The sequence below is a fragment of the Streptomyces sp. NPDC058650 genome, from assembly GCF_042717315.1.
Lineage (GTDB): Bacteria > Actinomycetota > Actinomycetes > Streptomycetales > Streptomycetaceae > Streptomyces.
In genome coordinates this window covers 81,164-88,047 of the sequence record NZ_JBHXRL010000025.1, presented here as the reverse complement: position 1 = coordinate 88,047, position 6,884 = coordinate 81,164, and the positions used below count along the sequence as shown (strand labels likewise).

Annotated in this window: 5 protein-coding genes; 3 read left to right on the top strand and 2 right to left on the bottom strand. The window is 72.9% G+C overall.

The features are described 5' to 3' along the window. Positions 1-465: 465 nt before the first annotated feature. A complete protein-coding gene (locus ACFWWU_RS32425) occupies positions 466-1,248 on the bottom strand; it encodes a hypothetical protein (protein ID WP_317594027.1) in 783 nt (260 codons plus the stop codon). Between the two features lie 217 nt (positions 1,249-1,465). Between ACFWWU_RS32425 and ACFWWU_RS32420 the strand changes: the two genes are divergently transcribed. The 3 genes from ACFWWU_RS32420 (at position 1,466) to ACFWWU_RS32410 (ending at position 5,053) form a co-directional block, all read left to right on the top strand. After that, entirely contained in the window at positions 1,466-2,164 is a 699-nt protein-coding gene (locus tag ACFWWU_RS32420; RefSeq protein ID WP_384151048.1) for a transglycosylase family protein, read from the top strand. A gap of 510 nt (positions 2,165-2,674) precedes the next feature. Further along, a complete protein-coding gene (locus ACFWWU_RS32415) occupies positions 2,675-3,970 on the top strand; it encodes a glycosyltransferase family 4 protein (protein WP_384151045.1) in 1,296 nt (431 codons plus the stop codon). A 72-nt stretch (positions 3,971-4,042) separates the two neighbouring features. Further along, complete coding sequence (locus ACFWWU_RS32410) at positions 4,043-5,053, top strand: helix-turn-helix transcriptional regulator (RefSeq protein WP_384151042.1); 1,011 nt, start codon at positions 4,043-4,045, stop codon at positions 5,051-5,053. On the opposite strand, the gene ctaD is transcribed toward ACFWWU_RS32410, so the two are convergent. Next, positions 4,968-6,704, bottom strand: coding sequence for a cytochrome c oxidase subunit I (gene ctaD / locus ACFWWU_RS32405; protein ID WP_384151039.1), 1,737 nt, complete (start codon positions 6,702-6,704; stop codon positions 4,968-4,970). The genes ACFWWU_RS32410 and ctaD overlap by 86 nt on opposite strands. Between the last annotated feature and the right edge of the window lie 180 nt (positions 6,705-6,884).

The window sequence follows — 6,884 nt, the reverse complement described above, 5'->3', positions numbered from 1 at the left end:
CGGGTCCGCTGAGCCCGGCGGGTGCGTTCAGCCCGGTCAGACCGCTGAGCCCGGGTGGTCCGGCCAGCCCGGGTGATTCACCTAGCCCGGCTGATCCGCCCAGCCCCGGCGGTCCGGCCAGCCCAGCGGATTCGCTCGGCCGCGCGGGTCCGCTGAGCCCGGCGGGTGCGTTCAGCCCGGTCAGACCGCTGAGCCCGGGTGGTCCGGCCAGCCCGGGTGATTCACCTAGCCCGGCTGATCCGGCCAGCCCCGACGGTCCGCTCAGCCCGGCGGATTCGCTCGGCCGCGCGGGTCCGCTGAGCCCGGCGGGTACGTTCAGCCCGGTCAGACTGCTCAGCCCGGGTGATCCGCCGAGCCCGGCCGGTCCGTTCAGCCCCGGCGGTCCGCCGAGCCCGGCCGGTCCGTTCAGCCTCGCCGGTCCGTTCGGGGCCCGCGTGGGCCCTATGCCGGGCCGGCCGTCGTCCATCAGGTACCGGCCAGCGGCATCGCGGCCGCCACCAGGCGTCCGTTCGCCGCGGCCTTCTCCAGGGCGTCGCGCAGCAGGTCCTCGCGCGGCTGCTGGCCGATGGAGCCCACCGGGGCGGCGAAGACCAGGACCGTGTGCGACTTGTTGGCCGCCGCGCGCCAGCCCTCGGTGACCTGGAGGGGCTGGTGCGCCTGCCACCAGGCGGCCTGACCGGCGCCGTTCGGCCCCGGCTGGAGGACGGAGTGCAGCTGGCCCATGGCGACCAGGACCGACCAGCCCGGCAGGGCGGCGGGCTTCTCGTTGAGGTCGGTGACGGGCCGGAAGCCCTGCTCCGCGAGGAGCGGCAGGAACTCGTCGACGAGGCCGTCCGTGCCCGGGCGGGCCACGGGGGCGGTCGGCTCCACGACCAGCGCCGGGTGCAGCTCGCCCTCGATCAGGACGAGACCGCTGGTGACGCCGAGCACGGCCTGCTCGGGGTGGGCGGCGGACAGCGCGTCGGCGGCGTCCGACGCCGTGATCGAGGCGACGGCGCCCTGGAGCTGCGCCTCGGCGACCTTGACGACCTGCGACGGGATGCAGCTGGCGTGGGCGAACGCGAGGACCGCGGTCTCCTCACCGACGAACAGCACCGTGCTGGTGCGCTCCTGCTCGGAGTCTCCCGGCGTGCGGCAGGAGGTGCAGTCGTAGCTGCCCGGGGCGTTGTCGCCGGCAAGCAGCCGGTCGGCTTCTTCGTCGCCGATCTCGGCGCGTACGTCCTCGTGAACGTCGAGCATGCGCGGCACGGGGGGCTCCCTGGACTCGGTACGGGGGGACGCCGGGCCGATCCCGGGCGTCTCATGCCGAGCTCAACGGGTCAGGATCGGCCGGGGTCACGCGTGGAAGCGAGGCAACTTGCCGTTGGCTCTTGCGGCGGGGCCCGTGACTCCGACCGGGTGGGGTGTGAACAGTGTTCCGCGCGGCACGGGCCGGGGGTGCCGGGCGGCTGCCTAGCCTGCCCCGATGTCGAAGATCCGATTTTGGACGGCCGGTCCCGCGGTGGCCGCGGCGGCGGCGCTGATCACTCTCACGCCGGTCTCCGCGCAGGCCCGGGACGCGTCCGAGGGGCCGTGGGAGACCGCCGTCGCGCCGACGGCGGGGGCGGTGGCGGGAGCGGCGCCGGGGGCCGTGCCGGAGCCGGTGGCGGAATCGGTGGCCGGGGTGGTGGCCGAGGCGGTCACCGGAGCGGTCTCCTCCTCCGCCGACGCCGTGCGCGCGGCGGCCGCGGTGCCCGGCTACGCCTGCGCCGCCGACCAATGGCCGTGGGGATGCGTCGCCGAGTGCGAGAGCAGCGGCCGCTGGCACGTCAACACCGGTAACGGCTTCTACGGCGGGCTCCAGTTCTGGCAGCCGACCTGGGTCGAGCACGGCGGGACGAAGTACGCCCCGCGCGCCGATCTGGCCACCCGCCCGCAGCAGATCACGATCGCGGAGGAGGTCCTGCGCACGCAGGGCTGGGGGGCCTGGCCCGTCTGCTCCAAGCGGTACGGGCTGAGCGGCCGCGTCCACACCGTCCAGCCGGGGGACTCGCTCGGCTCGATCGCCCGGCGCTTCGCCGTCAAGGGCGGCTGGCAGGCGCTCTACGCGGCGAACCGGAGCCTCATCGGGCCCGACCCGAACCGGATCGTCGTCGGCACGATGCTGCGGATCGCGCCGCTCTGACGTCAGGCCGCCGTGCCTCCGGCGTACTCGACCCGCTCTTCGACGCGATGGACACCCACGGCGACGTGCGGCTCTGCGAGGCGATGGAGGCGCTCGGGGTCCGCCTCGACGCCAAGGCCACCAACGTCCAGAACGGGTCCTCGTCCGTCGCCCGCGACTACGCCCGCGCCTCCGGCTGCCTGAGCGCCCTGTGGGTGACCGGGAGCCGGCGCGCGGGGACTGCTGCTGCCCGTCCGCTTCGAGCACCTCACCGCTCCGCCCGAGACCCGTCACACCTGTCCGTCCGTGGCCCGTCGGGAGGACGGCCGGGGCCGGGTGAGCCGGGGCGACATGACGGAGAAGTGCGCGACCGTGCCCCAGCTCGGCAACCGCCCGTGAAACGGGGGCCGTGAACACCGGCCGTGAAACGGGGGTCCGGGGAACATCGGCCGTGAAACGGACGTCCGTCCCGGCAGTACAGTCGGCGCGACCGACCGACCGACAGACCGACCGGGGGGAACGGGCAGCGCGATGCGTATCTCCTTTCTGCTTCACAACGGTTACCACTACGGCGGCACGATCCGGACGACGTTCACGCTCGCCGAGGAACTGGCCACGCGCCACGAGGTCGAGATCGTCTCGGTGTTCCGCCACCGCGACCGGCCGCTCCTCGGCCTCCCCTCGGACGTGACGCTGCGTCATCTCGTCGACCTCCGCGCGGACAGCCCGGGCTACGACGGGGACCACCCCGACCTCCACCGGCCCGCCGAGGTCTTCCCGCGCGGCGACGGTCGCTGGAAGCAGTACAGCGCGCTCACCGACGCCCGGATCGGGGAGTACCTGCGCGGGGTCCAGGCCGACGTCCTCGTCGGCACCCGCCCCGGGCTCAACGTGCACCTGGCCCGGCAGGCCCGGCGCGGGCCGGTCCTCGTCGGCCAGGAGCACCTGGTCCTGGCCGGCCACAGCCGCCGGCTCCGGCGGGACATCCGGCACGAGTACCGGCTCCTCGACGCCGTCACGACGGTCACCGAGGCCGACGCCCGCGCCTACCGGGAGCTGGGGCTGCCCGGCGTACGGATCGAGGCCGTGCCCAACAGCGTGCCCGCGCCCGTCACGCCGCCCGCCGACCCCGCGGCGCGGACCGTCGTGGCGGCCGGCCGGCTGACCCGGGTCAAGCGGTACGACGTGCTCATCGACGCCTTCGCCGAGGTGGCCGCCGACCACCCGGAGTGGACCCTGCGGATCTACGGCACCGGCGACGCGGTCCAGGACCTCACGGGCGCGCTGGCCCGGCAGATCGAGGAACGGGGTCTCGGTCGGCAGGTCTTCCTCATGGGCGCCGTCCATCCGATGGAACCGGAATGGGCCAAGGGCTCGATCGCCGCGGTGACCTCGCGGCGGGAGTCCTTCGGGATGGCGATCGTGGAGGCGATGCGCTGCGGGCTGCCGGTGGTCTCGACCGACTGCCCGAACGGGCCGCGCGAGATCATCGAGGACGGGGTCGACGGGCGGCTCGTGCCGGTCGACGACGTGGCCGCGGTCGCGGGCGCCCTGCGCGGTCTCGTCGAGGACGACGAACTGCGCGCGAAGACCGCGCGGGCGGCACTGGCCTCCTCGGAACGCTTCGACCCCGTCCGGATCGCCGCCCGCCACGAGGCGCTCTGGACGGAACTCGTCGACCGGGGCGCGAGCCGGCGCACGTACGCGGCGGGGCGCGCGAAGCGGCACCGCGACATCGGGCGGGCCGTCGACGCGGTCTACGTCCTGAAGGCGAAGGCCGGCCGCCTGGTCCGCGGCCTGCTCCGGCGACTCCGGCGTGTCCGCTGACGGCCTTCGTCCATCGCCTCCGCCGTCGTATCGAGGACCGTAACTGTCCGCGAGGGCTGAGAGACTCGGGGCATGTTGGAGACCTCCGCACGGCTGCTGCGTCTGCTCTCGCTGCTCCAGGCCCACCGGGAGTGGTCCGGTGCCGATCTCGCCGACCGGCTCGGGGTGACCTCGCGTACGGTACGGCGCGACGTCGACCGGCTGCGCGAGCTCGGCTACCCCGTGCACGCCAGCCCCGGGACCGGCGGCGGCTACCAGCTCGGGGCCGGGGCCGAGCTGCCGCCGCTGCTCCTCGACGACGAGGAGGCCGTGGCGGTGGCGGTCGGCCTGCGCACCGCGGCCGGCCAGGGGGTCGAGGGCATCGGCGAGACCTCCGTACGCGCCCTCGCCAAGCTGGAGCAGGTCCTGCCGGCCCGGCTGCGGCGGCGGGTCGGCGCGCTCACCGAGTTCACCGTGCCCATGCTCCGTACCCCTCGGGAACGGGTGGACCCGGAGGTGCTCACCGAGCTGGCCAACGCCTGCCGGGACAGCGAGCGGCTCCGCTTCGCCTACCGCGACCACGGCGGCACCGCCACTCGCAGGACCGTCGAACCGCACCGGCTGGTCTGCACCGAGCGGCGCTGGTACCTGGTCGCCTGGGACGTGGACCGCGACGACTGGCGGACGTTCCGGGCCGACCGCATCGAGCCCAAGCCGCCGCACGGCCCGCGCTTCCCGCCCCGCGAACCGCCTGCCGACGACCTCGCCGCGTACGTGTCGAAGGGGGTGTCAGGCGCGGCCTACGCGACGGAGGTCACCGTCCGGCTGTTCGTCCCGCTCGACGAGGCCGCCGCGATCGTCGGCCCGATGGACGGGGTCCTGGAGCCCGAGGGCGAAGGGAGCTGCCTGCTGCGGGCGGGCGCGCACAACCTCCATGTGGCGGTGGTGCACGTGATGCTCATGGGCCTCGACTTCGAGGTGATCGAACCGCCGGAGCTGACGGAACGGGTCCGCGAGCTCAGGGACCGGCTGTCCCGCGCTCTTGATCGGACGGACCGTCGGTCGGACGGCCGGACGGCGGGGGAGACGGCGGGGGGCTCGTGATCCGCATCCACTCGTAGGTCGCGAACTCCGGGTGGTGCAGGTCGAAGGCGGGCGACTCGGAGCGGATCCGCGGCACGGCCTCGAAGTTGTGCCGGGGCGGCGGGCACGAGGTCGCCCACTCCAGCGAGCGCCCGAAGCCCCACGGGTCGTCCACGTCGACCTTCGCGCCGTACCGGTGGGTCCACCACACGTTGTAGAGGAACGGCAGCGTGGAGGCGCCGAGCAGGAAGGCGCCGATCGTCGACGCCGTGTTGAGCGCCGTGAACCCGTCCGCGTCCAGGTAGTCGGCGTACCGCCGGGGCATGCCCTCCGCGCCGAGCCAGTGCTGCACCAGGAACGTCAGGTGGAAGCCGACGAACAGCGTCCAGAAGTGGACCTTCCCGAGCCGCTCGTCGAGCATCCGGCCGGTGAACTTGGGCCACCAGAAGTAGAAGCCGGCGAAGGTCGCGAAGACGACCGTGCCGAAGACCGTGTAGTGGAAGTGGGCCACGACGAAGTACGAGTCGGTCACCTGGAAGTCCATCGGAGGCGAGGCGAGGATCACCCCGGTCAGCCCGCCGAAGAGGAACGACACCAGGAAGCCGACCGACCACAGCATGGGCGTCTCGAAGGAGAGCGAGCCCCGCAGCATCGTCCCGGTCCAGTTGAAGAACTTCACCCCGGTCGGCACCGCGATCAGGAACGACAGGAGCGAGAAGAACGGCAGCAGCACCGCGCCCGTCGCGAACATGTGGTGCGCCCAGACCACCACCGAGAGGCCGGTGATCGCCATGGTGGCCGCGATCAGCGTCGTGTAGCCGAAGATCGGCTTGCGGGCGAAGACCGGGATGATCTCGCTGACGATCCCGAAGAACGGCAGCGCGATGATGTAGACCTCGGGGTGGCCGAAGAACCAGAAGAGGTGCTGCCACAGCAGTGCCCCGCCGTTCTCGGGCTGGAAGATCACGGAACCGAGGCGCCGGTCCGCCTCCAGGACGAGCAGCGCCGCCGCGAGGACGGGGAAGGCGACGATCACCAGGACCGCGGTGAAGAGGACGTTCCAGGTGAAGATCGGCATCCGGAACATGGTCATGCCGGGGGCCCGCATCCCGACGATCGTGGCGAGGAAGTTCACCGAGGCCAGGATCGTGCCGAAGCCCGAGAGCGCGAGCCCCATGATCCACAGGTCGACGCCGATGCCCGGTGACCGCTCCAGGCTGTTGAGCGGGGCGTAGGCGGTCCAGCCGAAGGCGGCGGGGCCGCTCGGGGTGAGCAGCGAGCCGATCACCATCAGGCCGCCGAAGAGGAACAGCCAGTACGAGAACATGTTCAGCCGCGGGAAGGCGACGTCGGGGGCGCCGATCTGCAGCGGCACCAGCTCATTGGCGAAGCCGGCGAAGGTGGGCGTGGCGAACAGCAGCAGCATGATCGTGCCGTGCAGCGTGAAGGCCTGGTTGAACGTCTGGTTCGACACGAGCTGGAGCCCCGGGCGGGCCAGCTCGGCCCGCATCAGCATCGCCATGAGCCCGGCCAGCAGGAAGAAGGCGAACGAGGTGACCAGGTACAGGTGGCCGATCTTCTTGTGGTCGGTCGTGGTGACCCAGTCGATCAGGACGCGGCCGTGCCTCTGCCGGGCCGATTCGACGGTCACGGTCGCTGTCTCGGTGCCCATCGCTGCCTCCGCCTGCCCTCAGGGGTGTCGGGCGTCCGGACATGATGCGTGCGGCGGGCCGACGGGAGAGGGAGGCGGAAGGGGCGGCTGCTCCGGTCGGCGGACACTGCCCCGGCGGAGTCCGCGTAAGCATTGTGTAAGGGAAGCGTGAGGGTGCGGCGTGCGAGGTCCGGGTAATTC

Excerpts from the sequence above, each read along its gene's own strand:
- ACFWWU_RS32420 (WP_384151048.1), top strand. The coding sequence starts at position 1,466 with ATGTCGAAGATCCGATTTTGGACGGCCGGTCCCGCGGTGGCCGCGGCG.
- ACFWWU_RS32415 (WP_384151045.1), top strand. The coding sequence starts at position 2,675 with ATGCGTATCTCCTTTCTGCTTCACAACGGTTACCACTACGGCGGCACG.
- ACFWWU_RS32410 (WP_384151042.1), top strand. The coding sequence starts at position 4,043 with ATGTTGGAGACCTCCGCACGGCTGCTGCGTCTGCTCTCGCTGCTCCAG.
- ctaD (WP_384151039.1), bottom strand. The coding sequence starts at position 6,704 with ATGGGCACCGAGACAGCGACCGTGACCGTCGAATCGGCCCGGCAGAGG.